This window comes from Methylobacterium sp. Gmos3, assembly GCF_056430985.1.
The window spans coordinates 204,245-230,140 of record NZ_JBWJYL010000002.1; the positions used below are offsets into that span (position 1 = coordinate 204,245).

At 68.8% G+C, this 25,896-nt stretch carries 27 protein-coding genes; 9 read left to right on the forward strand and 18 right to left on the reverse strand.

Annotation, left to right across the window (positions count from 1 at the left end; all coding sequences use genetic code 11):
• Window positions 1–8 precede the first annotated feature (8 nt).
• On the forward strand, window positions 9–1,520 hold the full coding sequence (locus ACS5Q7_RS04455) for a DUF1800 domain-containing protein (RefSeq protein ID WP_478338217.1): 1,512 nt from the start codon (window positions 9–11) through the stop codon (window positions 1,518–1,520).
• Entirely contained in the window at window positions 1,517–2,689 is a 1,173-nt protein-coding gene (locus ACS5Q7_RS04460) for a DUF1501 domain-containing protein (RefSeq protein WP_478338218.1), read from the forward strand. The genes ACS5Q7_RS04455 and ACS5Q7_RS04460 overlap by 4 nt, the downstream gene beginning before the upstream one ends.
• 25 nt (window positions 2,690–2,714) lie before the next feature.
• On the opposite strand, the gene ACS5Q7_RS04465 is transcribed toward ACS5Q7_RS04460, so the two are convergent.
• Window positions 2,715–3,761 (reverse strand): threonine aldolase family protein, encoded by a 1,047-nt coding sequence (locus ACS5Q7_RS04465; RefSeq protein WP_478338219.1) that lies wholly within the window; start codon window positions 3,759–3,761, stop codon window positions 2,715–2,717.
• Between the two features lie 249 nt (window positions 3,762–4,010).
• Between ACS5Q7_RS04465 and rpsU the strand changes: the two genes are divergently transcribed.
• Window positions 4,011–4,337: a 30S ribosomal protein S21 gene (gene rpsU / locus ACS5Q7_RS04470; protein ID WP_478338220.1), complete on the forward strand. Its 327-nt coding sequence runs from the start codon at window positions 4,011–4,013 to the stop codon at window positions 4,335–4,337.
• 102 nt (window positions 4,338–4,439) lie between these two features.
• Here rpsU and ACS5Q7_RS04475 read toward each other — a convergent pair whose 3' ends face one another.
• Window positions 4,440–4,835: a response regulator gene (locus ACS5Q7_RS04475; RefSeq protein WP_478338221.1), complete on the reverse strand. Its 396-nt coding sequence runs from the start codon at window positions 4,833–4,835 to the stop codon at window positions 4,440–4,442.
• A 326-nt stretch (window positions 4,836–5,161) separates the two neighbouring features.
• Between ACS5Q7_RS04475 and ACS5Q7_RS04480 the strand changes: the two genes are divergently transcribed.
• Window positions 5,162–5,956, forward strand: a complete 795-nt coding sequence (locus ACS5Q7_RS04480; protein ID WP_478338222.1) for a class II glutamine amidotransferase — start codon at window positions 5,162–5,164, stop codon at window positions 5,954–5,956.
• A gap of 117 nt (window positions 5,957–6,073) precedes the next feature.
• Window positions 6,074–7,507, forward strand: coding sequence for an NAD-dependent succinate-semialdehyde dehydrogenase (locus tag ACS5Q7_RS04485; protein ID WP_478338223.1), 1,434 nt, complete (start codon window positions 6,074–6,076; stop codon window positions 7,505–7,507).
• Window positions 7,508–7,514: 7 nt separating this feature from the next.
• Here ACS5Q7_RS04485 and ACS5Q7_RS04490 read toward each other — a convergent pair whose 3' ends face one another.
• Together ACS5Q7_RS04490 and ACS5Q7_RS04495 are read right to left on the reverse strand one after the other, a co-directional pair.
• A complete protein-coding gene (locus ACS5Q7_RS04490) occupies window positions 7,515–7,721 on the reverse strand; it encodes a SlyX family protein (RefSeq protein WP_478338224.1) in 207 nt (68 codons plus the stop codon).
• Between the two features lie 33 nt (window positions 7,722–7,754).
• Window positions 7,755–8,744 carry a GGDEF domain-containing protein gene (locus ACS5Q7_RS04495; protein WP_478338225.1) on the reverse strand — a complete coding sequence of 330 codons (990 nt, stop codon included), beginning with the start codon at window positions 8,742–8,744 and terminating at the stop codon, window positions 7,755–7,757.
• Window positions 8,745–9,073: 329 nt separating this feature from the next.
• On the opposite strand from ACS5Q7_RS04495, the gene ACS5Q7_RS04500 reads away from it, so the two are divergent.
• Window positions 9,074–11,722, forward strand: a complete 2,649-nt coding sequence (locus ACS5Q7_RS04500; RefSeq protein ID WP_478338226.1) for an MGH1-like glycoside hydrolase domain-containing protein — start codon at window positions 9,074–9,076, stop codon at window positions 11,720–11,722.
• On the opposite strand, the gene ACS5Q7_RS04505 is transcribed toward ACS5Q7_RS04500, so the two are convergent.
• The gene (locus tag ACS5Q7_RS04505; protein WP_478338227.1) at window positions 11,688–12,131 is read right to left on the reverse strand and encodes a Ros/MucR family transcriptional regulator; all 444 of its coding nucleotides are present in this window, start codon (window positions 12,129–12,131) and stop codon (window positions 11,688–11,690) included. The genes ACS5Q7_RS04500 and ACS5Q7_RS04505 overlap by 35 nt on opposite strands.
• A 343-nt stretch (window positions 12,132–12,474) precedes the next feature.
• Here ACS5Q7_RS04505 and ACS5Q7_RS04510 point away from each other — a divergent pair, with 343 nt between their 5' ends.
• The gene (locus ACS5Q7_RS04510) at window positions 12,475–13,572 is read left to right on the forward strand and encodes an NAD(P)/FAD-dependent oxidoreductase (RefSeq protein WP_478338228.1); all 1,098 of its coding nucleotides are present in this window, start codon (window positions 12,475–12,477) and stop codon (window positions 13,570–13,572) included.
• 4 nt (window positions 13,573–13,576) lie between these two features.
• On the opposite strand, the gene ACS5Q7_RS04515 is transcribed toward ACS5Q7_RS04510, so the two are convergent.
• From ACS5Q7_RS04515 to ACS5Q7_RS04535, 5 genes are all read right to left on the reverse strand, one after another.
• A complete protein-coding gene (locus ACS5Q7_RS04515; RefSeq protein WP_478338229.1) occupies window positions 13,577–14,296 on the reverse strand; it encodes an LrgB family protein in 720 nt (239 codons plus the stop codon).
• A 3-nt stretch (window positions 14,297–14,299) separates the two neighbouring features.
• Window positions 14,300–14,704 carry a CidA/LrgA family protein gene (locus ACS5Q7_RS04520; RefSeq protein WP_478338230.1) on the reverse strand — a complete coding sequence of 135 codons (405 nt, stop codon included), beginning with the start codon at window positions 14,702–14,704 and terminating at the stop codon, window positions 14,300–14,302.
• Window positions 14,701–15,171, reverse strand: coding sequence for a tellurite resistance TerB family protein (locus ACS5Q7_RS04525; protein WP_478338231.1), 471 nt, complete (start codon window positions 15,169–15,171; stop codon window positions 14,701–14,703). Before ACS5Q7_RS04525 ends, ACS5Q7_RS04520 begins: the two co-directional genes overlap by 4 nt.
• A gap of 111 nt (window positions 15,172–15,282) precedes the next feature.
• The gene (locus ACS5Q7_RS04530) at window positions 15,283–15,957 is read right to left on the reverse strand and encodes a response regulator transcription factor (RefSeq protein WP_478338232.1); all 675 of its coding nucleotides are present in this window, start codon (window positions 15,955–15,957) and stop codon (window positions 15,283–15,285) included.
• Window positions 15,954–17,339 carry an ATP-binding protein gene (locus ACS5Q7_RS04535; RefSeq protein ID WP_478338233.1) on the reverse strand — a complete coding sequence of 462 codons (1,386 nt, stop codon included), beginning with the start codon at window positions 17,337–17,339 and terminating at the stop codon, window positions 15,954–15,956. The genes ACS5Q7_RS04530 and ACS5Q7_RS04535 overlap by 4 nt, the downstream gene beginning before the upstream one ends.
• Before the next feature lie 334 nt (window positions 17,340–17,673).
• On the opposite strand from ACS5Q7_RS04535, the gene ACS5Q7_RS04540 reads away from it, so the two are divergent.
• Window positions 17,674–18,564: a hypothetical protein gene (locus ACS5Q7_RS04540; RefSeq protein ID WP_478338234.1), complete on the forward strand. Its 891-nt coding sequence runs from the start codon at window positions 17,674–17,676 to the stop codon at window positions 18,562–18,564.
• Between the two features lie 155 nt (window positions 18,565–18,719).
• Here ACS5Q7_RS04540 and ACS5Q7_RS04545 read toward each other — a convergent pair whose 3' ends face one another.
• From ACS5Q7_RS04545 to ACS5Q7_RS04565, 5 genes are all read right to left on the reverse strand, one after another.
• The gene (locus tag ACS5Q7_RS04545; RefSeq protein ID WP_478338235.1) at window positions 18,720–20,444 is read right to left on the reverse strand and encodes a DEAD/DEAH box helicase; all 1,725 of its coding nucleotides are present in this window, start codon (window positions 20,442–20,444) and stop codon (window positions 18,720–18,722) included.
• Window positions 20,445–20,669: 225 nt separating this feature from the next.
• Window positions 20,670–20,906, reverse strand: coding sequence for a DUF6894 family protein (locus ACS5Q7_RS04550; protein WP_478338554.1), 237 nt, complete (start codon window positions 20,904–20,906; stop codon window positions 20,670–20,672).
• 145 nt (window positions 20,907–21,051) lie between these two features.
• On the reverse strand, window positions 21,052–21,291 hold the full coding sequence (locus ACS5Q7_RS04555) for a hypothetical protein (RefSeq protein ID WP_478338236.1): 240 nt from the start codon (window positions 21,289–21,291) through the stop codon (window positions 21,052–21,054).
• Window positions 21,292–21,436: 145 nt separating this feature from the next.
• The gene (locus ACS5Q7_RS04560; RefSeq protein ID WP_478338237.1) at window positions 21,437–22,189 is read right to left on the reverse strand and encodes an FAD-binding oxidoreductase; all 753 of its coding nucleotides are present in this window, start codon (window positions 22,187–22,189) and stop codon (window positions 21,437–21,439) included.
• Complete coding sequence (locus ACS5Q7_RS04565; protein ID WP_478338555.1) at window positions 22,164–22,769, reverse strand: sulfite oxidase-like oxidoreductase; 606 nt, start codon at window positions 22,767–22,769, stop codon at window positions 22,164–22,166. Before ACS5Q7_RS04565 ends, ACS5Q7_RS04560 begins: the two co-directional genes overlap by 26 nt.
• Window positions 22,770–22,908: 139 nt before the next feature.
• Here ACS5Q7_RS04565 and ACS5Q7_RS04570 point away from each other — a divergent pair, with 139 nt between their 5' ends.
• The gene (locus ACS5Q7_RS04570; RefSeq protein WP_478338238.1) at window positions 22,909–23,214 is read left to right on the forward strand and encodes a hypothetical protein; all 306 of its coding nucleotides are present in this window, start codon (window positions 22,909–22,911) and stop codon (window positions 23,212–23,214) included.
• On the opposite strand, the gene ACS5Q7_RS04575 is transcribed toward ACS5Q7_RS04570, so the two are convergent.
• The 3 genes from ACS5Q7_RS04575 to ACS5Q7_RS04585 all read right to left on the reverse strand — a co-directional run bounded on the left by ACS5Q7_RS04575 (window position 23,172) and on the right by ACS5Q7_RS04585 (window position 25,880).
• Complete coding sequence (locus tag ACS5Q7_RS04575; RefSeq protein WP_478338239.1) at window positions 23,172–24,128, reverse strand: DMT family transporter; 957 nt, start codon at window positions 24,126–24,128, stop codon at window positions 23,172–23,174. The two genes, ACS5Q7_RS04570 and ACS5Q7_RS04575, sit on opposite strands and share 43 nt — an antisense overlap.
• Window position 24,129: 1 nt before the next feature.
• Window positions 24,130–24,405 carry a translation initiation factor IF-1 gene (gene infA / locus ACS5Q7_RS04580; protein ID WP_012320343.1) on the reverse strand — a complete coding sequence of 92 codons (276 nt, stop codon included), beginning with the start codon at window positions 24,403–24,405 and terminating at the stop codon, window positions 24,130–24,132.
• Between the two features lie 356 nt (window positions 24,406–24,761).
• A complete protein-coding gene (locus ACS5Q7_RS04585) occupies window positions 24,762–25,880 on the reverse strand; it encodes a branched-chain amino acid ABC transporter substrate-binding protein (protein WP_478338240.1) in 1,119 nt (372 codons plus the stop codon).
• Window positions 25,881–25,896 lie beyond the last annotated feature (16 nt).

Below are 25,896 nucleotides of genomic sequence, written 5' to 3' on the forward strand. Positions count from 1 at the left end.
CCGAGCCGATGATGCGATCCGCCTGGAAGACGGTTCTGGCCGGCACGGCCCTGGTGCTCGCCGCCTCGCCGCTGATGGCAGCGCCCTCGGCCTCCGAGGATGCCGCCTTTCTCAACGCGCTGACCTGGGGGGTCTCGCCCGCCTCCTTCGCGGAACTGCGCGCCAAGGGCCGCGAAGGCTGGCTGAAGGAACAGCTTCACCCGGCTTCCGCCCCGCGCCTTCCCGCCGAGGTGCAAGGGTTCCTGAACGACGGCCCGAAGGACGGGCTTTATGAGCACACGCTCTATCTGGAAGCCCTCAAGCGCGCGGCCGATTCCGAGCCGGACCCCGAGGCCCGGAAGAACGCGCACCAGGCGTATCAGGCGCTCCTCAACGCCGACGCCCGGCACGCGACCTCCGCCGCGATCCTGCGGGCGCTCTATGCGCCCGACCAGCTGCGCGAGCGGCTGACGTGGTTCTGGTTCAACCGGTTCAACGTGCATCAGGCCAAGGGGCAGGTGCGCATCTGGGTCGGCGATTACGTCGACACCGCCATCCGCCCCCACGCGCTCGGCCGCTTCCGCGATCTGTTGGAGGCGACGCTCCGGCACCCGGCGATGCTGCGCTACCTCGACAACACCGACAATGCGGCGGGCCACATCAACGAGAACTACGCCCGCGAGATCATGGAACTGCACACGATGGGCGTCGGCTCCGGCTACACGCAGGCCGATGTCGAAGCCCTCGCGCGGATCCTCACCGGCGTCGGCATCGCCCCCAACCGCGACGAAATCAGGCTGAAGCCGGAACGCCGGGCCGACCTGCTGCGCGACGGGCTGTTCGTCTTCAACCCGAACCGCCACGATTACGGCGACAAGCTCTTCCTCGGCCACACGATCAGGGGCCGTGGCTTCGGCGAGGTCGAGGAGGCGCTCGACCTCATCGCCCGCTCCCCCGCGACGGCGCGCAACGTGACCCGCGCGCTCGCGACCTACTATCTCGGCCACGCACCGGACGACGCCCTCGCAGCGAAGCTCGCGGAGGTTTTCGCCCGCGCGGACGGCGACACCGCCGCCGTGATGGACGCACTGGTCCACAGCCCGGCCTTCGCCGCCACGCGGGACGGTGGGTTCAAGGACCCGATGCGCTATGTCCTCTCGGCCCTGCGCATGGCCTATGACGGCCGCGTGATCCTCAACACCGGCCCGGTCATCGGGTGGCTGAACCGGCTCGGCGAGGGATTGTTCGCCCGCACCACCCCGGACGGATACCCGATCGATCCGTCTGCCTGGATGGGGCCCGGGCAGATGTCCGCCCGGTTCGAGGTGGCGCGGCAGATCGGAACCGGCCCGGCGGGCCTGTTCAAGCTGGCCTCCGGCGACGAGCCCGACAAGCCGGCCTTCCCCCTGCTCGCCAACGGCCTCTACTTCACCACCCTCGAAGCCAGCCTCGGCGCGGCGACCCGCGCGGCCCTGGCGCAGGCGATCTCGCCGCAGGACTGGAACACGCTCTACCTCGCCTCACCGGAATTCGCCCGATGAACCGTCGCGATCTCCTCGGCCTCGGCGCAGGCCTCGGCCTTTCCACCGTCGCCGGCCGCGTCTGGGCCGCGCCCAAGGCGGACGCCCGGCTTCTCGTCGTGTTCCTGCGCGGCGCCTACGACGCGGCCAACGTCGTGATCCCGACGAGCAGCGACTTCTATTACCGCGTCCGTCCGAACCTCGCCGTCCCGCGCCAGGACGCGCTCGCCCTCGACGGCGATTGGGGTCTGCACCCGGCGCTGCGCGACACGATCCTACCGCTCTACGCCAAGGGGCAAGCGGCCTTCGTGCCGTTTGCGGGCACGGACGACCTGACCCGCAGCCATTTCGAGACGCAGGACACGATCGAACTTGGCCAGACGGTCGGCGCCTCGCGCGATTACAATTCCGGTTTCATGGCCCGGCTCGCGGCGGAGTTGACCCGCGTCCGCCCGATCGCCTTCACCGAGCAGCTACCTTTGATCTTCCGGGGCGGCGCCGAGCCGGTGCCGAACATCGCGATCAATGGAATCGGCAAGCCGGCCATCGATGATCGGCAGGCCAAGCTCATCGCGTCGATGTACCGCGACACGCCGCTGGCCGGCGCCGTCTCGGAGGGGTTTCGCGTGCGCGACGAGGTCTACCAATCGATCTCGAACCATGCCGACCAAGCGGACAGGGGCGCCACCTCGCCGCGCGGCTTCGAGCTCTCCGCCCGGCGGATCGGCCGCCTGATGCGCGACACGTTCAATCTCGGCTTCGTGGATGTCGGCGGCTGGGACACGCACGTGAACCAGGGCGGCGCCAAGGGCTATCTCGCCGAGCGCCTGGGCGAACTCGGCCGGGGCATCGCCGGCTTCGTGGAGGAGATCGGGCCGGGCTGGTCCGATACCGTGGTCGTCGTGGTCTCGGAGTTCGGCCGCACCTTCCGCGAGAACGGTTCGCGCGGCACCGACCACGGCCACGGCTCGGCCTACTGGGTGCTCGGCGGCGGGGTCCACGGTGGGCGGATCGCCGGCCCCCAGGTCCGCGCCGATGAGGCCCACCTGTTCCAGAACCGCGACTGGCCGGTGCTGACCGATTACCGCTCGCTGCTCTCGGGCCTTCTCGGGCGCCTCTACGGCCTCGACCAGAACGCCCTGCGGCGGATCTTCCCCGGCAACGACCCGGCGAATCTTGCGCTGATCTGAGGGGGTTCCTCCTCAACCCGCGCCGTCAGGCCGCCGCCGCAGCCAGCGAGCGCAGGTCGGCGATCAGCGCATCGACCCGCTGATCCTGCGCATCCCAGCCGAACATGAAGCGGGCACCGTCGCCGATGAAGGTGTAGAAGCGCCAGCCCCGTGCCCGAAGCCCCTCCGCCATGGCCGGCGGCAGGCTGAGGAACACCGCGTTCGCCTCGACCGGGAACAGAGCCCGCACCCCCGGCAGCCCGGCCACGGCCGCCGCGAAGCGCGTCGCGCAGGCGTTGCCGTGGGCGCCGTTGCGCAGCCACGCGCCGCTCTCCAGCATTCCAACCCAGGGGGCCGCGAGGAAGCGCATCTTCGAGGCGAGCTGGCCCGCCTGCTTGCAGCGATAGCCGAAATCCTCCGCGAGCTTGGCGTCGAAGAACACCACCGCCTCGCCGGCATGCATGCCGTTCTTGGTGCCGCCGAAGCACAGCACGTCGACTCCCGCCCGCCACGTCATGTCGGCGGGGCTGCACCCGAGGCTGGCGCAGGCATTGGCGAAGCGCGACCCGTCCATGTGAAGGGCGAGACCGAGACGGCGGCACTCCTCCGACAGGGCACCGATCTCGCGCAACGAGTAGACTTGGCCCGTCTCGGTCGGCTGGGTGATCGTCACCACGCGCGGCCGGGGGAAATGGATGTCGCTGCGATTGGTCGCGAGCGAGCGGATCGCCTGTGGCGTCAGCTTGCCGCCCTCGGTGCGGACGGTGAGCAGCTTCGAGCCGTTGGAGAAGAATTCCGGCGCACCGCACTCATCGGTCTCGACATGGGCCGAGTCCGCGCAGATCACGCTGTGGTAGGATTGGCACAGGGCGGCGAGAGCCAGCGCGTTGGCGGCCGTGCCGTTGAAGGCGAAGAACACCTCGCAGGGCGTCTCGAACAGGGCCCGGAAGGCATCCGCCGCGCGGGCCGTCCAGGCATCCTCGCCATAGGCCGGGGCGTGGCCGGAATTCGCGGCCTCCATCGCGGACCATGCCTCGGGGCAGATGCCGGAATAGTTGTCGCTGGCGAATTGCTGCGATTGGTCGTGGGTCATGGCCGGACCATAGCATTCCCCGGCGAGCGAAGGCCAAATTCCCCTCGCATGTCAGGCGCGAACGCGGCGCGTCTATCTTGGAACTCGGCAGCGCTTGGTGTAGAAGCCCCGCCAAGGCGCGTCTCACGTGCCGATTCGTAGACCGATCCGTGCGTCCCTCCCGGGTTCGATCCGGCAGAGGGACTTTGTCGGTTTACGTATCGGCGACTGGCCGCGCGTTCCACGATTAAGGCCGAAGGATCATTTCCGTTGCAGGTACTCGTCCGCGATAACAACGTCGATCAGGCGCTCCGCGTCCTCAAGAAGAAGATGCAGCGTGAGGGCATCTTCCGTGAGATGAAGCAGCGCAAGGCTTACGAGAAGCCGTCCGTGCGCCGCGCCCGCGAGAAGGCCGAGGCCGTCCGCCGCGCCCGCAAGCAGGCCCGCAAGACCGCGATCCGCGAGGGGCTGATCGCCGCTCCGAAGCCGAAGCCTCGTGTCGCCGGCGCCGGTCGCCGTCCCGGTCTGCCCTCGGCCACGCCGCAGCAGAACAACCAGTTCTCGGCCGCCAACGCCGCTCCCGCCACTGCGGCCTAATTCGGCATCCCCGCCGCCACGGCGAGGGACCGATCGTTCATCGAAAAAGCCCGGACCGCTCGGCGGTTCGGGCTTTTTCCGTTCGGAGCGGGAGAGACGGCGTCAGGCCGCCTTCTTCGTTTCCAGCGTGGCGCGCTCGGCCTGGACGAGCACGTCGAGGGCACGCCACGGCTTCTGCATGAACACGGCGCCGCGCGGCAGGCTCACATCCTGCTGCGCACCGGACGTGACGATCACCCGCACCTCGGGCCAGCGGCGTTCGACCGCCTTGGCGAGGGTCACGCCGTCCATCGCGCCCGGCAGGCGGATATCGGCGAAGAGCAGCGCCACGGTCACGTCGTCCCGCTCCAGCACGGACAGCGCGTCTTCCGCATTCTCGCAGGCGATGACGCCGAGATCGGTTTCCTCAAGGACCGCCGTCGCGAGGTCGCGGATCGCCGCGTCGTCCTCTACGACGAGGGCGACCGTTGCGTGACTCTCCGTGCGTGCGCAGTCCATCGAAGGCTCCTGTCTGTGGGTGGGGGCAATGCCTCTTGCGGGTTCAACGCGCCGATACGCGCAAGTGATTCCCCGATTCGGCCATGCTGGCCCGGCATGAAGCCGCCTACAAGAGTCGCAGAAGCGTGGCTCATGCCTGCCCTGCGGTCAGGAAGCCGCGCACGCAGGCGTGACGCCTCAAATATGCGCAAGGCGGCGGCGGTTAAGAAACTGTTCACCGGCACGGCGCGACGGTTACACTTATATGACGCAGCCCGGCGCTCCCGCCGGTGCCATGTCAGGGCGGATCCCCCCGCCGAATCGCGATTGAGGAACCACACCCGATCATGTGCCGCTTCCTCGCCTACAGTGGTGAGCCGGTCTTTCTCTCCGACCTCGTCTGCGCGCCGACGCACTCGCTCGTGCATCAGTCCCTGCACGCCGACGAAGGGAAGACCGAGACCAACGGGGACGGTTTCGGCATCGGCTGGTACGGCGAACGCGCGGAACCGGGCGTGTACCGGGACATCTCGCCGGCATGGTCGGACGAGAACCTCGTCAATCTTTGCGGGCAGGTTCGGGCGCGCACCTTCTTCGCCCATGTCCGCGCCGCCACCGGCACGGCCACCGCGCGGGCGAACTGCCACCCCTTCGCCCATGGCCGCCACCTGTTCATGCACAACGGGCAGATCGGCGGGTATTGCCGCATCAAGCGCCGGCTTGAGGCGCTGATCCCGGACGAGCTGTACGACAGCCGCCGGGGCAGCACCGATTCCGAGGCGATCTTCCTTCTCGCCCTCGCGAACGGCCTCGCCGACGATCCGGTCGGCGCCATGGCGCGCACCGTCGAGACGATCCGCGGGCTCATGCAGGCGGCCGGCGTCACGGAAGCGCTGCGCTTCACCGCCGTGGTGACGGACGGCGAGACGCTGACCGCCTATCGCTGGGCGTCCGACAACCGGCCGCCGAGCCTCTATTTCCGCGAAGGCCCCGGCGGCCTCGTGGTCGTGTCCGAACCCATCGACGGGTGTCGCGACGGCTGGCAGGTGGTGCCGAAGGGTGCCACGCTCCAGGCGCGCCGGGGCAGCCCGGTCGTGGTCTCGCCCCCGGCCAAGCCGGTCGCCGCCAAGCGGGCGGCCTGAGGGTCACGCCCGAGGCGGGGCTGCGATCCGGTTTTTGGGATTGCAGACCGCCCTCCCCCGTGCCGAAATCACGCATGGTGACGGGATGCCCGTTGGCGCCCGTCCGGGGAGCGAAACATGTATCCGAACACGGACCTGCACATCGCCGGGCGCTGGCGTTCTGGCGCGGACAGGCGGACCCTGCCCGTTCTCAACCCCGCGACGGGAGAGACCATCGGGCAATGCGCGGTCGCCACGACGGCCGACCTGGACGAGGCCCTCGACGCCGCCGCCCGCGCCTTTTCGCAATGGCGTTCTGTCGCCCCGTTCGAGCGGTGCAAGCGCATGCGCAAGGCGGCCGACCTGCTGCGCGAGCGCGTGGAGAGCATCGCCCGCGTGATGACGATGGAGCAGGGCAAGCCCCTGGCCGAGGCGAAGGTCGAGACCTTGGCCGCCGCCGACATCATCGATTGGTTCGCCGAAGAGGGTAAGCGCGCCTATGGCCGCGTGATCCCGGCCCGCGCCGACGGCGTGCTTCAGGCGGTGGTGAAGGAGCCCGTCGGCCCCGTCGCCTGCTTCACGCCCTGGAATTTCCCGATCAACCAAGCGGTCCGCAAGATCTCGGCGGCGCTCTGCACCGGCTGCACCGTGATCCTGAAAGGGCCGGAGGATACCCCGGCGAGCTGCGCCGAACTGGTCCGCGCCTTCCTCGATGCCGGCATTCCCGGCGATGCCCTCTCCCTCGTCTATGGCGATCCGGGGGAGATCTCGGCCTATCTCATCCCGCATCCGGTCATCCGGAAAATCTCGTTCACCGGCTCGACGGTGGTGGGCAAGAAGCTCGCGGCGCTCGCCGGCGAGCACATGAAGCGCGCGACGATGGAGCTCGGCGGGCACGCCCCGGCCATCGTGTTCGGCGATGCCGACGTCGAAAAGGCGGTCTCGGTCCTGGCTCCGTCGAAGTTCCGCAACGCGGGCCAAGTCTGCGTGTCGCCGACACGCTTCCTCGTCCACGATTCGGTGTTCGACCGGTTCGTCGAGGGCTTCAGCGATTTCGCCAAGGGGCTGAAGGTGGGCGACGGGCTCGATCCCGAGACCAAGATGGGACCGCTGATCCACAGCCGCCGGTTGGATGCCATCGAATCGCTTTCGGCCGATGCCGAATCGGCGGGCGCCACCCTGCGGACGGGCGGCAAGCGCATCGGCAACCGGGGCAATTTCTTCGAGCCGACCGTGCTCACCGAGGTGCCGCTCACGGCCAGGATGATGAACGAGGAGCCCTTCGGCCCCATCGCCATCGTCAACCGCTTCTCGGACGACGATGAGGCCTTCGCCGAGGCGAACCGCCTACCCTACGGCCTCGCGGCCTATGCCTATACCCGCTCGGTGGAGCGGGCGGCGCGGGTGATGAACCGCGTGGAGAGCGGGATGATCTCCATCAACCACCACGGCCTCGCCCTGCCGGAGGTGCCCTTCGGCGGCGTGAAGGATTCGGGCTACGGCAGCGAGGGCGGGCCGGAAGCGCTGGACGCCTACCTCGTCACGAAGTTCGTCACGCAGGCGAACTTCTGATCACGCCTCAATAATGGGGAGGCGGTGGTTCCGGCCCGCGCTGCGCGGCCCGGGCCGTCGCCTCCTCGACCTGCTCCCGCAGGGCGGCGACGACGCGGGTAAGCCGGTCGATCTGCTTCCATTGCTCGGTGACGATACGGTTCAGGTCCTCGACGGTGGCCTCCTGCTCGGTGAGGCGCATCTCGAGCCTGTCCAGGCGTTCGGTCGAATCCATCGGCATCCCTGCGGCTGGGCGGCGCGGGGCGCCTTACGCCACGCGCAGGACGTACTCGGCCATCTCGACCCGGTCCCGTCCGCCCTTCTTCGCCACGTAGAGCGCCTCGTCGGCTCGACGCAACAGCCTGTCGAAGTCGCAATCGGGCGTCGCCAACGCCACCCCCGCGCTGACGCTGAGGAGCAGATCCGGCATGTCCGGCATGGTGACGGCGGCGAAGGTCCGCCGGATCCGTTCCGCCACGAGGACGGCCGAGGCCGGCGTCGCGGCAACGAGAATGCAGCCGAACTCCTCGCCGCCGAGCCGGCCCAACACAGCGCGCTGCGGCAGTGTCTCGGTCGCCACCGCGCAGAAGCCGACGATCACCGCGTCACCGACCTCATGCCCGAACCGATCGTTGATCGCCTTGAAGCGATCGAGGTCGAACAGCAGCAGCGCCGTGTCGGGACGGCTGGCCAGGAAGCTCTCGGCGATCTCGACGAAGGCACGACGGTTGGCGATGCCGGTGAGCGAGTCGGTGCGGGCGGCGACGCTCTGCGTCCGCTCGGCCCGCTCCTTCACGAGCCCGATGAAGGTGAACGCGGACGCGATCGAGAACAGCATCGCGGCCAGGCACAGCACCGCCACCCAATAGGACGCGATGGCCGCTTCGGGACGCGGCAGCGGCGCGAGGAAGGCCGCCGGCACCCGGATCGCGTAGCAGACGCCGTAGACCACCATCAGGCCCACCGCGAAATACCGCGACGCCAGGGGCTCGGATCGCCCACGCCAGAAATCCCAGGCCCCGCCGAAGCAGAAGATCGCGGCAACCGTGGAGGCGAAGGCCACCCGCAGGGCGATGGAGCCATAGAATTCGGGGATCAGGCACAGGAGGCCCCAGGCGACACCGCCGGCCAGGGCCCAGCTCGGATTGCGCCTTCGCCCCTCGAACAGCCCGACGCCCCGCCAGATCAACCCGTAGGCGGTGATCATCGCCGCGTTGGCGACACCGATCGAGAGCCAATCGGGAATATGGCCGCGCATCGCCAGCCCGACTGAGGCTATTGAGCCGACCAGATGAGCGAAGCCCCAATAGGCCAGGCAAGAGGATTGGGGGTGCTGGCGCCATGAAACGAAAAATTGCACGCAGACCAAGAAAGTCGTCGCGCAACTTGCGATCAGCAGGGTCACGGGATCGAGGCCCGGCACCGGCGTCCTCTCTTGAAAACGCCGTTCCACAGGCGACGCGCAACTATCCCACATGTAGTGGGAATGGCCAAGCTTAGGTTGCTTGAAACATGTCATTCTAGCGAGGGGTGTGGCTTTCCCTTGACCGCCGCCACCGGCCGATGGAACCCTCGCCGCCGGAAAGGATGGTTCGCGTGCCGCAGATTTTCGAGACGGAAGAAGGACTTCGCCTCGTCGCCGCGCGTACCGACCCCGCTTGGCGGGCGTGGGGTCCCTATCTCAGCGACCGGCAATGGGGCACCGTCCGCGAGGATTACAGTGCCGGCGGCGATGCCTGGACGTACTTCCCGCACGACCATGCCCGTTCACGAGCCTATCGCTGGGGCGAGGACGGTATCGGCGGGTTCGGCGAGAGACATCTGCGCTGGTGCCTGTCCCTGGCGATGTGGAACGGGCGCGATCCGATCCTCAAGGAACGCCTGTTTGGCCTGACCAATGGCGAAGGCAATCACGGCGAGGATGTCAAAGAGCTTTATTACTATCTCGATGGCACACCCACGCATTCCTTCATGCGAATGCTCTACAAATATCCGCAGGCGGAGTTCCCCTATGCGCGCCTGCTGGCGGAAAATAGCGCGAGGGGGCTCGATGCGCCGGAATTCGAACTGCTCGATACCGGGCTGTTCGATGAAGGCCGCTACTTCGATATCGAGATCGCCTACGCGAAGGGCGCTTCGGACGATCTCCTGATGCGGGTGCGCGCCACCAATCGGGGGCCGGACCCGGCAGACCTCACCCTTCTGCCGCAATTCTGGGCGCGCAACCTATGGTCGTGGCAGCCGGGAATGGAAAAGCCGTCGCTGCGGCACGACGCGGGGGGCGGGATTCTCGCCACACACGCGGAGCTTGCGCTCCTGCGCCTTCAGGCGGACGGCCCGGATGCGTGGCTCTTCACCGAGAACGAGACCAACCTCGCCCGCATCTTCGGCGTCGGTCCGGCGGAGGGGCTGTTCAAGGACGGGTTCGACCGGCACATCGTGCATGGCGAAGCCGGCGCCACCTCCGATCAAGGCGGCACGAAATGCGCCGCCCGGTTCGACATGCGCCTCGCGCCGGGTGAAACGCGGGAGATCCGGCTTCGCCTGCGCCCAGCCTCTGAATCGGCGGACCCGTTCGCGGATTTCGACACCGTCTTCGCGATGCGCGAGCGGGAGGCGGACGCCTTCTACGACGCGCTGCAAGCGGCAATCCCCGATCCCGATTGGCGCCTCGTGCAGCGGCAGGCCTTGGCGGGGATGCTGTGGTCGAAACAGCTCTACCATTACGACGTGCGCGAATGGCTGATGGGTGATCCCGGCCAGCCCACGCCCCCGGCCGAGCGCTGGCATGGGCGCAACCACGATTGGATGCACCTGCGCGCCAACGACATCATCTCCATGCCGGATGCCTGGGAATATCCCTGGTTCGCCTCCTGGGATTTGGCCCTCCAGTCCATCGTCTTCGCGATGATCGACCCAGACTTCGCCAAGAACCAGATCTTGCTCCTCGTCGGCGACGCCTACAGCCACCCGAACGCGGCCATGCCCGCCTACGAATGGGGCTTCGAGGATGCGAATCCGCCGCTACACGCCATGGCGGCGTGGCGCGTGTTCGAGATCGACCGGGACCTCACGGGCACGCCCGACTACGATTTCCTCAAGCGTGTCTTCAACCGCCTGACCCTCAACTTCACTTGGTGGGTGAACCGCAAGGACGCGGACGACCGCAACCTGTTTCAGGGCGGCTTTCTCGGCCTCGACAACATCGGCATCTTCGACCGGTCGAAGCCCATCGGCGGCGGGGCGACACTCACCCAATCCGACGCCACCGCCTGGATGGCGATGTACGCGCTGAACCTGATGCGCATCGCGATCGAGCTCGCGCTGAAGGATGCGACCTACGAGGACATGGCGGGGAAGTTCTTCGAGCACTTCCTCCTCATCGCGGCGGCGACGGGAGACGGTGTCTGGGACGAGGCGGACGGCTTCTTCTACGACGTGATCGAGGCGCCGGGGGCGCGGGAGCCGATACGCGTCAGAACGATGGTCGGGCTCATTCCGATCCTCGCCGTAGCGGTGCTGCGCGAGGCCGATGTCGACCGTCTGCCGCGCTTGAAGGAGCGGATGATCTTCTTCGTGCAAAACCGGCCGGACCTGTGGCGGCTGGTGTCCCATTGGAACGAGCCCGGCGTCGGGCGCTCCGCCCTGCTCTCACTGCTACGCGGCCACCGGCTGAAGGCCTTGCTGCGGCGGATGCTCGATCCGGCCGAGTTTCTCTCGGATCATGGCGTGCGGGCGGTCTCGCGGGCCTATGCGCAGGCGCCGTTCTGCTTCCCCTGGGATGGGCGCGATCTCGGCCTCGCCTATGAACCCGCCGAATCGCGCTCACGGCTGTTCGGCGGCAACTCGAATTGGCGCGGACCCGTCTGGATGCCGGTGAACTACCTGCTAATCGAGAGCCTGCACCGCTTCCACGATTATTTCGGCCCCGACTTTCTGGTCGAAGCGCCGACCGGCTCTGGGCAGACGCAGAACCTGCGCGAGATCGCGCATGCGTTGTCCCGCCGGCTGATCGCCCTTTCCGCGCGAGGCCCCGGCGGGCGGCGGGCGGTGTACGGCGACAGCCGTATCGAACAGGAGGATCCCCATTTCAGGGACCACATCCTGTTCTACGAGTATTATCATGGCGATACCGGGCGAGGCGTCGGCGCATCGCATCAGACCGGTTGGTCGGGTCTCGTCGCGTTGCTGATCCAGCAGGTCACGAAGCCGGAGCCGCAGCGACCTTCGCCTTAGGCGTTTCGACGAGGGACAGCTTGGCCCGCTGCTGCTGGCCGACGCTGATCTCCCGCGAGATCTCGGAACGGCGGGCGCTGTAGGTGGCGCAGACCATCGGGTAATCGACCGGAAGACCCCACTTCGCGCGGTAGGTCTCCGGCGTAAGGCCGCGCAGGGTCAGGTGGCGGCGCAGGGCCTTGTAGGGCTTTCCATCCTCGAAGCTGGTGATCGCATCCGGACGGATCGAGGCGGAAATCTGCGCCGGAGTCGGACGCTGAAGCGTGGGCTGCTTCGGCTTGGTGAGGTGATTGATGGCCTGATGGATCTCGGTCAGAAGCTCGGGCAGATTGTTCGCCGGCACACGGTTGCGACTGACGTAAGCGGTCAAGATCCGGGTCGCGAGTTCCACGGTCGGCTTCTCGGTCATCGTGAGGTCCCTGGTTTCCAAACCCTCGCGCGCGAGGCCTTGTATGCGGCCTCATTCGCGTCGGTGCCCTGCGCATGCGATCGTGCGCCAGCTCCCCCCCTTGACGAGCCCTCGGCTGCACGCGCAGCCGACCCGCCGAAGCTGGTGTACACTAGGATACTATACTACTTATGATTGCATTCATTCGTCAACGCCGGGACGACTTGTTCTCAAGGTCTTTTTGCGTCCGCCAGCAGCCCTTTTCATGCCTCCACCGCCCATTTGGGGACGGTTACGGAAGTTTGAGACTGTCGCTGCTGCTGTCTACAAGTCCCAAGATGATCGATTTGCGGAGCAACGCCTGATGGACGTCCTTGTCATCGGAGCCGGCATCGTCGGCTTGGCCGCAGGCCGAGCGATGGCATTGCGGGGCCACGCCGTCATCGTAGCGGAGGCGGAAACGGCCATCGGCACGGGCGTCTCCTCCCGAAGTTCCGAGGTGATCCACGCCGGGATGTACTACCCAACGGATTCAATCCGCGCGCGGCACTGCGTCAAAGGAGCGCACCGTTTATACCACTTCTGCGAGAGGACCGGCGTACCGCATCGGCGCTGCGGCAAGCTCATCGTTGCGGGCGACGCGGCAGAGGCCGACGCCATCGCAGGGATCCGCGCGCGGGGCGAAGCGAACGGCGTTGCCGGGCTCGAGTTGCTGGATGCCGACCAAGCCAGGCGCCTCGAACCGAACCTCACCTGCACCCTCGCCCTCTACTCCCCGAACACGGGCATCATCGACAGCCACGCCCTGATGCTGGCGCTTCAGGGCGAGATCGAGGATCGCGGCGGGGCGCTCGCCCTGCGGACCGAGGTCCAGCGGCTGGCGCATGCGGACGGGCAGTGGCAGGCGAGCTTCGGCGGGGCCGAGCCCGGCACGATGCCCTTCGACGCGGTCATCAACGCGGCGGGTTTCGGCGCGCCCGCCGTCGCGCACCGGACCGAGGGGTATCCGGCGGCGTCAGTGCCGCGCCTGCACCTCGCGCGCGGCAATTACTTCGGCTGCACCGGCAAGCCAGCCTTCACCCGGCTGATCTATCCGGCACCCCGCATCGATGGCGGGCTCGGCATCCACCTCACCCTCGACTTGAACGGACGCGTGCGCTTCGGGCCGGACGTGGAATGGGTCGATGAGCCGGATTACCGCGTCGATCCCGACCGCGCGGCCTCGTTCTATGAGGCGATCCGCCGGTACTGGCCCGCCTTGCCGGACGGCGCGCTGTTCCCGGATTATGCGGGCCTGCGCCCGAAGCTCACCGGACCGGGCGAGCCGGCGGCCGATTTCCGCATCGAGGGTCCGGCCGAACACGGGCTTCCCGGCCTCGTCCACCTGTTCGGCATCGAGAGCCCGGGCCTGACATCGAGCCTGTCGCTGGCGGAGGACGTGGCCGACAGGCTCGACGCCTGAGGGCTTAGCTCAGGAGGTGCAGGGCCAGCGGCGCGAGGATCGCGGTGACGAAGGCGTTCAGCCCCATCGCGATCCCGGCGAAGGTCCCGGCGACCTCGCTCACCTGGAACGCCCGCGCCGTGCCGATGCCGTGCGCCGCGAGCCCCGCCGCGAAGCCGCGCGCCCGCATGTCGGAAATCTTCAGCGCCTCCATCATCGGCGTGACGAGGATCGCGCCGATGATGCCGGTGAGGATGACGAGGATCGCCGTCAGGGTCGGGTCGCCGCCGAGCGTCGCGGCGATGCCCATCGCGACGCCCGAGGTCACGGATTTCGGCGCCAGCGACACGAGGATCGGGTGCGGGATCGAGAACAGCCGCGCCAGCACGATCACGCAGAGGAGCGTCGCCACCGAGCCCGCCGCCAGTGCGGCGAGCATCGGCACCAGGGCGCGCATCACCGTGGCCCGGCGCTCGTAGAGGGGGAAGGCGAGGACCACCGTCGCGGGGCCCAGCAGGAAGTGCACGAACTGCGCGCCCTCGAAATAGGTCGGATAGGGCGTGTCGGTGAAGGCCAGGACGGCGGCGACGAACACCACCGCGACGAGCACGGGGTTCGCCAGCGGATGACGGCCGGTCGCGGCGGCGATCCTGTCGGCGGCGACGTAGGCGGTGAGCGTCACGGTCAGCCACAGGAGCGGCGTGCGAGCGAGATAGACCCAGAGGGAGAAGTCACCCCCCGCCATGGCTCAGCCCTCGCCCTTGCGTCCGCGCCGGTCGACAAGGGCCGAAACGCCACGGAAGACGAAGACGGTGGTGAGCAGCGACACCGCCGTCGACACGAGCAGGATGACAGCGAGTTTCGCGCCCTGCGTCCTCAGAAGATCGAGCCGCCCGACGACGCCGACCCCTGCCGGCACGAACAGGAGCGACAGGTTGGCGAGAAGGCCCTTCGCGATGGTCTCCAGCGTGCCGTCCACCAGCGGCGCGGGCAGCAGGCGCGGCAGGGGGCTGCGGGCGGAATCGCGCAGGATCAGGAAGGCGAACATCAGCCCCATGCCGATCACCGGACCGGGGACGGGCAGGCCGAAACCGCGGGCAAAAGCCTCGCCGCAGAGTTGCGCGAGGAGGATCAGCGCGAGGCTGGCGATCATGCGGCGGGCGCGCCCGACAGCCCGCTCCGGCGCGCGGCGGCGATGCCGGCCTCATCGAAGCCGAGCAACCGGCCGAGACGCTCCACCAGCGCCTCTTCGAACTCATCGACCTTGCCGTCCGCCCCGGCGACGGACCACGCCATGGCGAGCAGCGCCTCGCGCTCGGCTCCGTTGGCCTCGTGCGGGATCATCTCCACGAGGCTCGCCACGTCGCGGACTTCGGTGTCGACGGCGGTCGCGCGCTCGATGAGAGCCCGGGCGGACGCGGGACCATCCGCGTAGCGCCCCTCGACGAGGCGAGCGAGGCGCTCGCTCTCCGAGGGGGCGAGGATACCGTCGACGCGGGCGACATGGACGAGAAGCGCGGTCGCGGCGAGGTGGGTGTCGTCGGCGGCGTCGCGCGCGTCGGAGCCGCCGATCCCCAAGGCTTCCACCGCGTAGGCACGCAGGCGTGCGATCAGGGACATGTCCGCTCCGGGCCAAACGTGCATTGCAACATTCGGCCCCGCCCCGGCAAAATCAAGCAGCCGCAAACAGGTTGCGCCGGGCCGTGTCCCGTTTGCATCGCCTTCCCGGCGTCAGCCCTGCCGCTGGGCGTGGGTGACGGCGACGTGGATGAGTTCGGCGAGCGTGCGCACCCCGAGCTTCTGGCGCATCTGCGAGCAGGAATTGGTGACGGTCTTGTAGCTCACCGACAGGTCGGCGGCGATGGCGCCGTAGGAACGCCCCTGCGCCAGCCGCGCGAGAATCTGCTGCTCGCGCGGCGTGAGTTGCAGTTCCGGGGTGCGGCGGGCATCGGCGCGCAGCATCGCCACCTCGGTGGCGAGGCGGCGGTCGAGATAGACTTCGCCCTGCCGCACCTGCTCGAAAGCATCGTAGAGTTCGGCCGAGGCGTGATCCTTCAGCACGTAGCCCAGCGCCCCGGCTTCGAGGGCGCGGGCGACGATCACCGGATCGTTGTGCATGCTGAAGACGAGGATGCGCGTGCTCGGCGCGACGGCGCGGATGCGCCGGATCAGGCCGAGGCCGGCCAGCCCGCTGCCCTGGAAGGTCAGATCGCAGATGACGACCGGCGGCCGCAGGCGGTGGAAGATGCGGTAGCCGCCCACCACCGTCGTCGCCTCCGCGATGGTCTCCACGCCAGCATCCTCGAGGACACGGCGGCAACCCTGCAGGACGATGGGGTGATCGTCGATCACGAGCACCGGCAGCCGCGTGGTGACGGGCTCGATCTGGGTGGCGATGGCGTTCATACGCTCTGTGCAGTGATGAGTTCGTCGCCGGGCTCGCGGCTCCGCTCGGGCGGCACCGGAATGGCGATACGGACGATCGCCCCCGGGCCAATATTGTCAAGGGTGAAAGTCCCCTGGAGGGCCTCGACACGTTCACGCATCCCCGACAAGCCGAGCCCGATCCGGTGTTCGGTGGGGATGCCGGTCCCGTCGTCGCGGATTTCCACGTAGATCGTGTCGGCGCGCTGCTCGGCCGTGGCCTCGACGTGGGTCGCACCGCCATGCCGCACGGCGTTCGTCGCGCTCTCCTGCACGCACCGGAAGATGGTGAGATCCACGAGGTCGCCGTAGCCCTGGGCGAGGCCATCGAAGCGGCCCTCGAAGGTGATGCCCCGATGCCGCTCGCCGAAGCCGCGCAGGAGCAGGTCCAGGCAGGTCGGCAGCGGCGCCTGCCCAAGGCCGTGCGGGCGCAGGCGGTTCAGCAGCGCGCGGTTCACGCCCTGCACCTGACCGACGATGGTACCGATCTCGGCCGCGCGGGCCGCGAGCTTCACGCGGTCCACCTCCTTCGCGGCCGCCGCGATGCGGGCGATGGACGCCGCGTTGGCTTCGAGCGCGAAGAGGCAGGGGCCGAAATCGTCGTGCAGTTCCAGCGCCGTGCGGCGGCGCTCGTCGTCCTGCGCCGTCAGGAGCTTCTGGTTCAGGCTGGCATTGGCCGAGCGGGTCTGCGCCAGCGCCCCGGCCACCTTGTTGAACCGCTCCGCGATCACAGCCAGTTCCGGCGTCCCCGGCGGCGCGAGGCGCGCGGTGTAATCGTGATGTTCGAGCTGCGTCAGCGCCTCGCCGAGGCGGCGGAGCGGCGCGAGGATGCGCCCCAGCGCCAGATAGAGCGCCACCAGCATCGCGATATTGATGGAGAAGGTCGTGAGCGACAGGGCGCGGGCATAGCCCCAGATCTCCTCGATCTCGTCCATCGGCTGCGTCGTGATCTGCGCGGTGCCGAGCACCCTGTCGCCGACCGCGATCGGCAGGCTGTGCCGTTCGATGGGCGGCAGGATCATCCGCGCGAACCATGCCGGCGCCTCCCTCTCGGCCCGCCGCGTCTGCCCGGCCTGGCCGACGCGCTGGCCCTGCGTATCGAGCACCGCCACGCGGACATGCCGCAGCGCGCGGAAGCGGATGTCGAGAGCCCGCAGCAGGGTTTCCGGCGACGTCGTGTCGGACAGCCGGATCGTATCCGCCACCAGGGACTCGACCGTCGTAAGGGACGCGCGGGTCTCGACCCGGACGGCAGTGCGCGCGTTCAGGACCACCACCGCGCAGGAAATGATCGCGGCCAGGAGATCGATGAGGAGCACCACCGCGATGAGGCGGGTCCGTGTCGACCAGCCGGCCCACGGCATGGTCCTCGTCTTGGCTGGGCGATGCGGCGGCAGGAGGTTCGGGCGCGTATCCACGGCGTGACGAGGCCCGTGTCTGGAGAGCAGAGGGTGATGTCCTGAATGACGGCTCGACTACTATTCCTTAAGCGAAAGGCCGTAAATCCTGTGGATGACTTCAGCGGGTCCGAACTCCACTAGATACGACACTGGGTTGTCGCTCGGCGACATCATTGCGCCGTATTGCGAGCCCTCTATCGGCGAGCTTGCCGGTATCCGGCGTGCGCATCGGGCCGGGCCAGCCGAATCCGGGCGTCCCGATGGCACCCATCGCGCATCAGGTCCGAGATCGCAACCGATGTCCGAGTTACTCCTAGACACGTCGGAGAGGCGAACCGCCCGCGCCACCGCCATGCCGCATGGCAAGCGCTCGCGCCTGCGCCTCCTGCTCGTTGGCGCCGTCTGTGCCGCTGCCCTGTCCGGCTTCGCCGTCGCGGCCTCGTCCGTCATGGCGGGCCTCGTGATGCCCACGCCCCGCCTGTCGCGGGCGCCCGCGATCGGCACGGGGCTGGCGGCGAGCTGGCCGGACCTGAAGGACGGCCTTCCCCCCCGGGCCGGCGAGCCCGTGAAGATCACCGAGAGCAAGGCGGAAGCGCCGAAGCCCGCGCCGGCTCCGCGCATGGCGGCATTCTCCGCCGACCAGAAGGCGTTCGACGCCAGCACGCCGACATTGCCGGTGCCTCAGGCGCAGCCGAAGCCCGTCGCCGAGCGCGCGGCTCCGGTGAAGCCGACCGAGCGCATCCCTGTCCCGACCGAGGTGGCGGTGCTGGACGATATCCCCGCCGCCAGGATCGTGACCCCGAGCCGGACGGTCGCCACCCTCGCCCCGCGTCCGTCCGAGACCGTGCGTGCCCGCGACGAGGTTGCGCGCGTCGCCGAGGAGCCGGCCAAGGTCGCGGCGCCGAAGCCCGTCGCCGCAGCAACCCCCGTTCCGGCCAAGCCGAAGCCGGCGCCCGTGGCCACCGCCAAGGCCGCGCCCGAGCCCGCCAGGGTCGCGAAGGCGGAAACGCCGAAGCCCCCCGCGAAGCCGGTTGCCGCGAAGCACGCCGTGACCCAGACCGCCTCGGCGGAACCCGAGCCGGAAGAGACAGAGATTCTCGGGGTGAAGCTGCCTTCCCTCGCCCCGACGGGCAGGAAGATCAAGGACGGGGTCAGCGCCCTCGGCGACGCCGTCCGCAACGCTTTCTGACCGGCGGCGCCCGTCCGCTTATCCGCGTGAGGGCTCAGCCGGAAAGGTCCCCCTCCACCGTCATTGCAAGCATCGGCGAAGCGATCCAGGGGCTGCGCGACGGCCAAGACCGTGGCACTTCCCTGGATCGCTTCGCTCGCGAGGGCGAAGGTGCGTCAGTCTCGCTGAGGCTTGAAGCCGCCCTTGCCGGCCTGCCGACGGTGACGGTCGGCGCGGGGTGAGCCCATGCTTTTGCCGCCGGGCAGTCCCTTGCGCGGAGCCGGGGCGAAGTCCGGCGGCAGCGCCTCGACCTGGATCTCCGGCGAGCCGTTGCGCGCGAAGGATTCCGCGAAGCGCGAGGCCGCGTGGCCGCGCACCTCGAATTTGGTCTCGCGGTCGAAGATGCGGATGGCGCCGATCTCCTGGCGGTCGAGACCGCCGCGCCGGGTCAGCAGCGGCAAAAGGCGGCGCGGATCGGCATTGTCGCGCCGGCCGAGGTTCAGGCGGAACCACACCGCCGGCCCCATCGCCGCGATCTTCTCCGCATTCATCGGATCGAAGGGTGCCCGCTCGGGACGCGCGCGACCTTCGCCGGGATCGGTGACTTCCTCCGGCGCCGGCAGGCGGGTGCGGTAGATGCGGGCGACGATGTTGGCGAGATCCTCCGGGCTCTTATGGGCCAGGAGCATCTGCGCCATCACCGAATCGTCCTCCGAGGCCGGCTCGGATATGAGCGAATCGTTCAGCATCCGCTCGGCGTCGAGGGCGCGGATCGTGTCGGCCGAGGGAGGGCCACACCATTCCGGCTGGACCTTCGCCATGGCGAGCATCTGCTCGGCCCGGCGGCGGCGGGCGTTCGGCACCAGCAGCACCGACGTGCCCTTGCGCCCGGCGCGGCCGGTGCGGCCCGACCGATGCTGCAGGGTCTCCGCGTCGTGCGGCAGGTCGGCGTGGATGACGAGGCTCAACGAAGGCAGATCGATGCCGCGCGCCGCGACGTCGGTGGCGACGCAGACCCGCACACGGCCGTCGCGCAGGGCCTGAAGCGCGGCGTTGCGCTCGCCCTGCCCCATCTCGCCCGACAGGCCGACCGCGGAGAAGCCGCGCTCGGTCAGGTTCGCCTGGAGGTGCCTCACGGCGTTGCGGGTGTTGCAGAACACGATGGCCGTGGGGGCATCGGCCTCGCGCAGGAGGTTCAGCACCACGTGCTCGATCTCGCGCGGGACCACCCGCACCGCCTTGTAGGCGATGTCGGCGTGGCCGCGCGTTTCGCTCTTCACGGCAAGCCGCAGGGCGTCGCGCTGGTAGCGCTCGGCCAGCGCCTCGATGCCCTTCGGCAGGGTCGCGGAAAACAGATAGGTCGAGCGCTCGGCGGGCGTCGCCGAGAGAATGAACTCGATATCCTCGCGGAAGCCGAGATCGAGCATCTCATCGGCCTCGTCGAGGACGACGGCGCGCAGCGTCGACAGGTCGAGCGCCCGGCGCTCGATATGGTCGCGCAGGCGGCCCGGCGTGCCGACGACGATCTGCGAACCTCCCATGAGGCTGCGGGCCTCCCGTCGCGGATCCATGCCGCCGACGCAGGCCGTCACCCGGCCCTGGGCCGGGCCGTAGAGCCAGGACAGTTCGCGCTGCACCTGCAACGCGAGTTCGCGAGTCGGGGCGATCACCAGGGCGAGCGGCGCGGCCGGGGCCGGCATGGCCCCGTCCTCGTTGACGAGCAGGTCGGCCATGGCGAGGCCGTAGGCCACCGTCTTGCCCGAACCGGTCTGAGCGGAGACGAGCAGGTCGCGTCCCCCGCCGGACGCTTCGAGAACGGCGGCCTGGACAGGCGTAGGCTCGGCATAGCCGCGCTCATCCAGAGCCCGCGACAGGGGGGCGGGCAGGTTCGGAAAAGGCACTTCGGTCAGGCTTTCGTTTAGGCGCCGTCCGCCAGGGCAAAGCCCGATCGGCATCGAACGACGCAACATCCTCAGGAACAGACACGCGGCGCCATTGCCCGCGCGGGACGCTTGAGAGCGTCCATCCGAAGGCCGCCCGTTTTGGTCCGAGGCGCGCATGGTAGCGGTTGCCCAACGGGCTGACCACTCCATCCCAGGCATGAGGGGGCTGCTTGCGCGGGAAGACTATGCCGTTGGCTCGGGATCGAGGGACATCCTCATGCGCAGCCGGACGATCCCGTCCTCCGTGCGAACCGCCAGTACGTAGTCCTGACGTTCCGGGCCGTCCGCCATGCCCTGGGCGATGCGCGTCATGATTCGCGCGGCCTGGGCGCGCGCGGCGTCGAGATCGGGCAGGTCGAACCCCTCCCGGTCACGGACGAGGTTGCTGCCGTCGTGAAGGTCGATGAAGAAGCGGGGCAAGGCGCAAGCCGGATCCATGCGGTGGATCCTACTTATGCGCCGGCCTTGTTTCTACGTAGTTACCGGTCCGCCAATAATCGCGGCAGGATCGACGCAGGGCGACGGTCCTCAGGACCGCCGCGAGCACAATCATCAGTTGTTAAGCTCAGTAAGCTCGGCCGAAATACGGCCTGGACTCGGGACGGTACCGGTCGGCGACCGGCCAAGTATAGGGCTTGGCCGCACCGGAGACGTAGGTGTTCGCTTGGTACGCTGGCTTAAAGCCGTTGAGGGTCGTGGACTGGCCCTTCTTCTTCGGGGCCGACACATCCTTGGCCGCGACTGTTCCAGTCAGGCCGATGACGGCAAGGGTGACGAGAGAAAGTCGAGACAACATCCCGGGCATCAAGACCTCCACCGCCGGCGCAAGTGCCGGTACGGATCGAACGGTCAAGCCGATGCACGGTTCCGGGCGGGGCACCGCGGGGCCTCATCGAAATCGTCGCCCAAACGCACCGGCCTCGCGAACGGAGGTCGATCCGGCCGGTCTCTCAGGCGCCGAACCGCTCGGTGCGGATGATCGTGGCCGGCACGCCCGCCGCCATGATGAGATCGGCCGCAGGGCTGACGAAACGGTTCGACCCACAGAGGAACACCCTGTTCGGCCTTCCGATGCCGGCGAGCACCGCCTCCACCAGGGCGGAATCGATGCGCCGCCCTTCGCCTTCCCGCGTGGTGCGCAGGAACAGCGAGAAGTGCGGCTCGTCGCGGGCGCGGGCCTCCAATTCGTCGAGGGCGATGGCCTCCGCCCGGCTGCGCACGGAATAGATCAGCGCCGCCGGAATGTCCGGAGCGGCCTGCGCCCGTCGCCGCAGCATCGCGAGGAGCGGCACGACGCCCGACCCGCCGCCCGCCAGCAGCAGGGGCCCCCCATCCTGCCCGTCCCAGGAGAACGACCCGCCGATCGGTCCGCGCAATTCGAGGCGGTCTCCCACCTCGGCGTGGTCGAAGAACCAACTCGAGACCTCGCCATCGGGCAGGCCTTCGACCAGCAATTCGAGCGTCCCGCTGTCGTCGGGCACCGATGCCACGGAATAGCTGCGGCTGGCGCGGTAGCCGTCCGGCGCGGTGAGGCGGACATCGACATGCTGCCCCGCCCGCTGCCGGCCGGCGATGGCGCAGCGCAGGCGCACGCTCTTCACATGCGGCGTGACCGCCGTGACCGAGGCAACCTCCGCCTCGTGCCAGCGGAAAACGATGGGCTCGGGCGCCGCCGGCTCAGTCACCGATATACCGCTGCTCACGCCAAGGGTCCCCGTACATGTGATAGCCGCGCAGTTCCCAGTAGCCGGCGGTATCGCTGTTGGTGAAGCGCAGGCCCTTCAGCCACTTGGCGCTCTTCCAGAAATACAGGTGCGGCACGAAGAGCCGCGCCGGGCCGCCATGGTCGGCATGGATCGGCTCACCCGCGTAGCGCGTGGCGATCATCGCCTTGCCGTTCAGGAGATCCACCACGGGCACGTTGGTGGTGTAGTCGTCGAAGGATTCGGCCAGCAGGTAGGCGGTCGGCGCCGAGATGTTCGCATCGGCCAGAAGGTCGTCGATAGTGACGCCTTCCCAATCCGTGTCGAACTTGGACCACTTGGTCACGCAATGGATGTCGCCGTGCCACTTGGTGCGCGGCAGGGCATCCAGTTCCTCCCAGCTATACGCCTTGATCGGCCGCGACCCCTCGCGCAGGGTGAAGCGCCAGGTCGCAAGGTCGATCACTGGGTTCGGGCCGATCTGGAGGATCGGGAAGTCCTGCGTCAGGTACTGGCCGGGCGGTAGCCTCGCCCCGGTCTCTGGAGGCTGGCGTCGCCCGACAAAGCCGCGTGTCACCATGGCGCTTCCCTCACCCATGGCCCGGTTTCGGGCGCGGAACGCCGTCCGTCAAGCGCCGCCACTTCGCCGAACTATCGCCAGAAAGCCGATGTGGTATGGCACCAACGTCGAAGGGCGTGGACTCATCACAGGAACGGACATGCGGACGACCGTCGCGACCGCCGTGCTACTGGCCGGCGTCATTTCCCTCGCTCCCGCCGCGCAGGCGCGGGACGGTATCGGCCCGGCCGGCGCCGCGGCGCTCGGCGCCATCGGCGGCCTCGCCGTCGGCAGCGCCATCGCCGGCTCGGCCAACAACGGCTACTATCCCGGCCGCCCCGTCTACCGCGCCCCGCCGCCGGTCTACGTGGAAGAGGATTACGCCCCGGTCTGCCATTTCGAGCGTCGCCGTTACGTCGATGCCTATGGCGACGTGCTGTTCCGCCGCGTCCGCGTCTGCGAGTGATCCGCGTCTGACACGGGCGGCGGCTTGAAGCGCTCGGCGCAGGCGATTCCGCCGAGCACGAGCGCCAGCGCCGCCGCCTGGACGGGCCCGAAAGGCTCGCCGATGAGCAGGACGGCGAGGGCCGCCCCGAAGATCGGGACCAGATTCACGAACAGGCCCGCGCGGTTGGGGCCGATCAATTCGACGCCGCGCATGAAGCAGAGCTGCGACAGCAGCGAGGGGCCGAGGCCGACGAAGGCCACCATCACCCAACCCTCATGGCTCGGCCAGACGGAATGGCCGGTGGCCCATTCCACCGCCAGCGGCGGCAGGGACGTCACGAAGGCGGCGACCGCCATCGCGCCGAAGAAGCCCAGCGCCGACACTTTCGGCCGCATCGGCAGCACGACCGTGTATCCCGCGTAGAGCAGGCAGGCCCCGAACACGAGCACGTCGCCCCGGTTGAAGGCGAGGTTCGTGAGCACGGAGAGGTCGCCATGGCTCGCGGCCATCGCCGCGCCCGCCAGGGTCAACACCACGCCGACCGCCTGGCCTCCACCCACCGGCACGCCATAGGCGAGGCGGTTGGCGATGATCACGATGACCGGGATCGATCCCTGGAACAGGGCGAGGTTCACCGCGCCGGTATAGGTGCCGGCGGCATAGAACAGGCAGTTGAAGGCGGTGTAGCCGAGCCCGCCCATCAGCAGGATGCGCAGCCAGTGCCGCCGGAGCACCGGCCACTCGGCCAGGATGCGCGGTCCGGCGAACGGCATGAGCACCGTGCAGGCCACGAGCCAGCGCAAGGTCGTGATGACCTGCGGCGACACGTGACCCGGCGCCCACCGGCTGGTCACGGCGTTGCCCGCCCAGAGCAGGGCGGTGAGCGTCAAGAGCGGGTAAGCCTTGGCGGCGCCGCCGCCCGGCCGTGTCACCTCAGCGGCGACGGAACTGACCGCCGCGCACCGGCGGGCGGGGGCCGGAGGAGCGCTCGTCCTTATGGCGGAACACGAGGCGACCTTTCTCCAGATCGTAGGGCGACATCTCGACCGTCACCCGGTCGCCGGCCAGCGTCTTGATGCGGTTCTTCTTCATCTTGCCGGCCGTGTAGGCGACGATTTCGTGGCCCTGGTCCAGCTGCACCCGGTAGCGGGCGTCGGGAAGGATCTCGATCACGAGACCGTCGAACTGCATCAACTCTTCTTTGGCCATACACCTTCTCCAGTCGGACCGTCCGGCAGCAGGCGTTCCGGCAAAACCGCGTTCGACAACCCGTGTCGTCTGAAAAACGCCGGAGCGCGACGGTCCGATCCGAAAGGGGGGATCACTTCTGCCCGGCGGCGAAGCACGGATTTAGTCGCCATGGAACATGGCCGCAAGTCGGATGCGACGTTGCCGGTGCCGCAATACAATCCGATTTCGCCCCGGAGCCTCAAAGTCTGGCCAAAAAACGGGGTTCGTCCACTTCGCTCCCTCACCCCGAAAGGCTGACTGAAAAAGCGATGGATACCCCTCGCGAGGGCGGCGGGTGTCTTCGCCGGGGCGTCGTGACCCTGTCGTTCAGTCGATCAAGACGGAGGCTCCTGGCCGGTATAATCGAGCCGCCCGTCCGGCGTGCGACGCCAGACCCGAAGCGTCATCATCCCACCCGCCGGATCGCCCCGCCGGTCGAAGGACACGTCGCCGAGAATGGTCTTGTAACTGCCCGCGCGGAGCGTGTCGGCGAGCTTGCGCCCATCGACCTTGCCCCGCGCATCGGCTGCCTGCCCCCTGTCGAGCGCCTGCGCGAGGAGTTGGACGGCGGCGTAGGCACCGGCGGCAGCCATGTCCGCTTCCGGCGTGCGGGCGACCGGCTTGCCGGCTTTCGGATCCGGCAGGCGCGGCGGGTCCGGGGGCAGCGTCATCACGGTGCCCTCCCCCGCCGGGCCGCTCGCCGCGAAGGCCTGCGCGAGGATTCCGTCGCTGGCAACGAGGGTTGCGGTGAGGTGGGCCTCGCGCAAAGCCTTCACCAGCGTGGCGGCGTCGGGCGCGGTGCCGCCGAAATACACCGCCGCGACCTTCGCCGCCGCGAGCCGCTTCATCAGGGCGGAGAGATCCCGGTTGCCGCGCTCGATCCCCTCGAAGGCGGCCTCGTGCTGGCCGAGTTCGTGCAGCCGCACCGCCACCGCGTCGGCAAGGCCGCGCCCGAACGTCGTGCGATCGTTGAGGATGGCGATGGGGCGCCCGGCGAAGGCGCGGCCGAGATAATCGGCGGCGGCGCGACCCTGCTGCGGATCGCTCGGGCCGAGGCGGAACAGGTTCCACAGGCCCCGCCCGGTCAATGGCCCGTAGGTGACGAAGGGCGCGACCAGGACCGTCCCGGCCCGCTCGTAGACCGGCGCGGCCTTCGCGGCCGAAGCGGATTCGAAGGGTCCGACGACCAGTCCGATTCCGTCCGCCGTGAACCGCGCGGCGATGGCGGCGGCCTGCTTCGGATCGCCGCCGTCATCGGCGGTGGCGAGGGCGAAGCGGCGTCCGCCCGCCCGGTTGAGATCGGCCACCGCCTGGTCGGCGCCCGCGCGAAGGCCCTGACCGAACGCGGCGTCCGGCCCGGAAAGAGGGGCCGACAGGCCGATCCGCACCGCCGGCACCTGGGCGGCGGCCGGCAATGCCCCCAACAGGCAGAGGGCCAGAACGAGGGCTCTCATGATCGGCAGCGGCCTC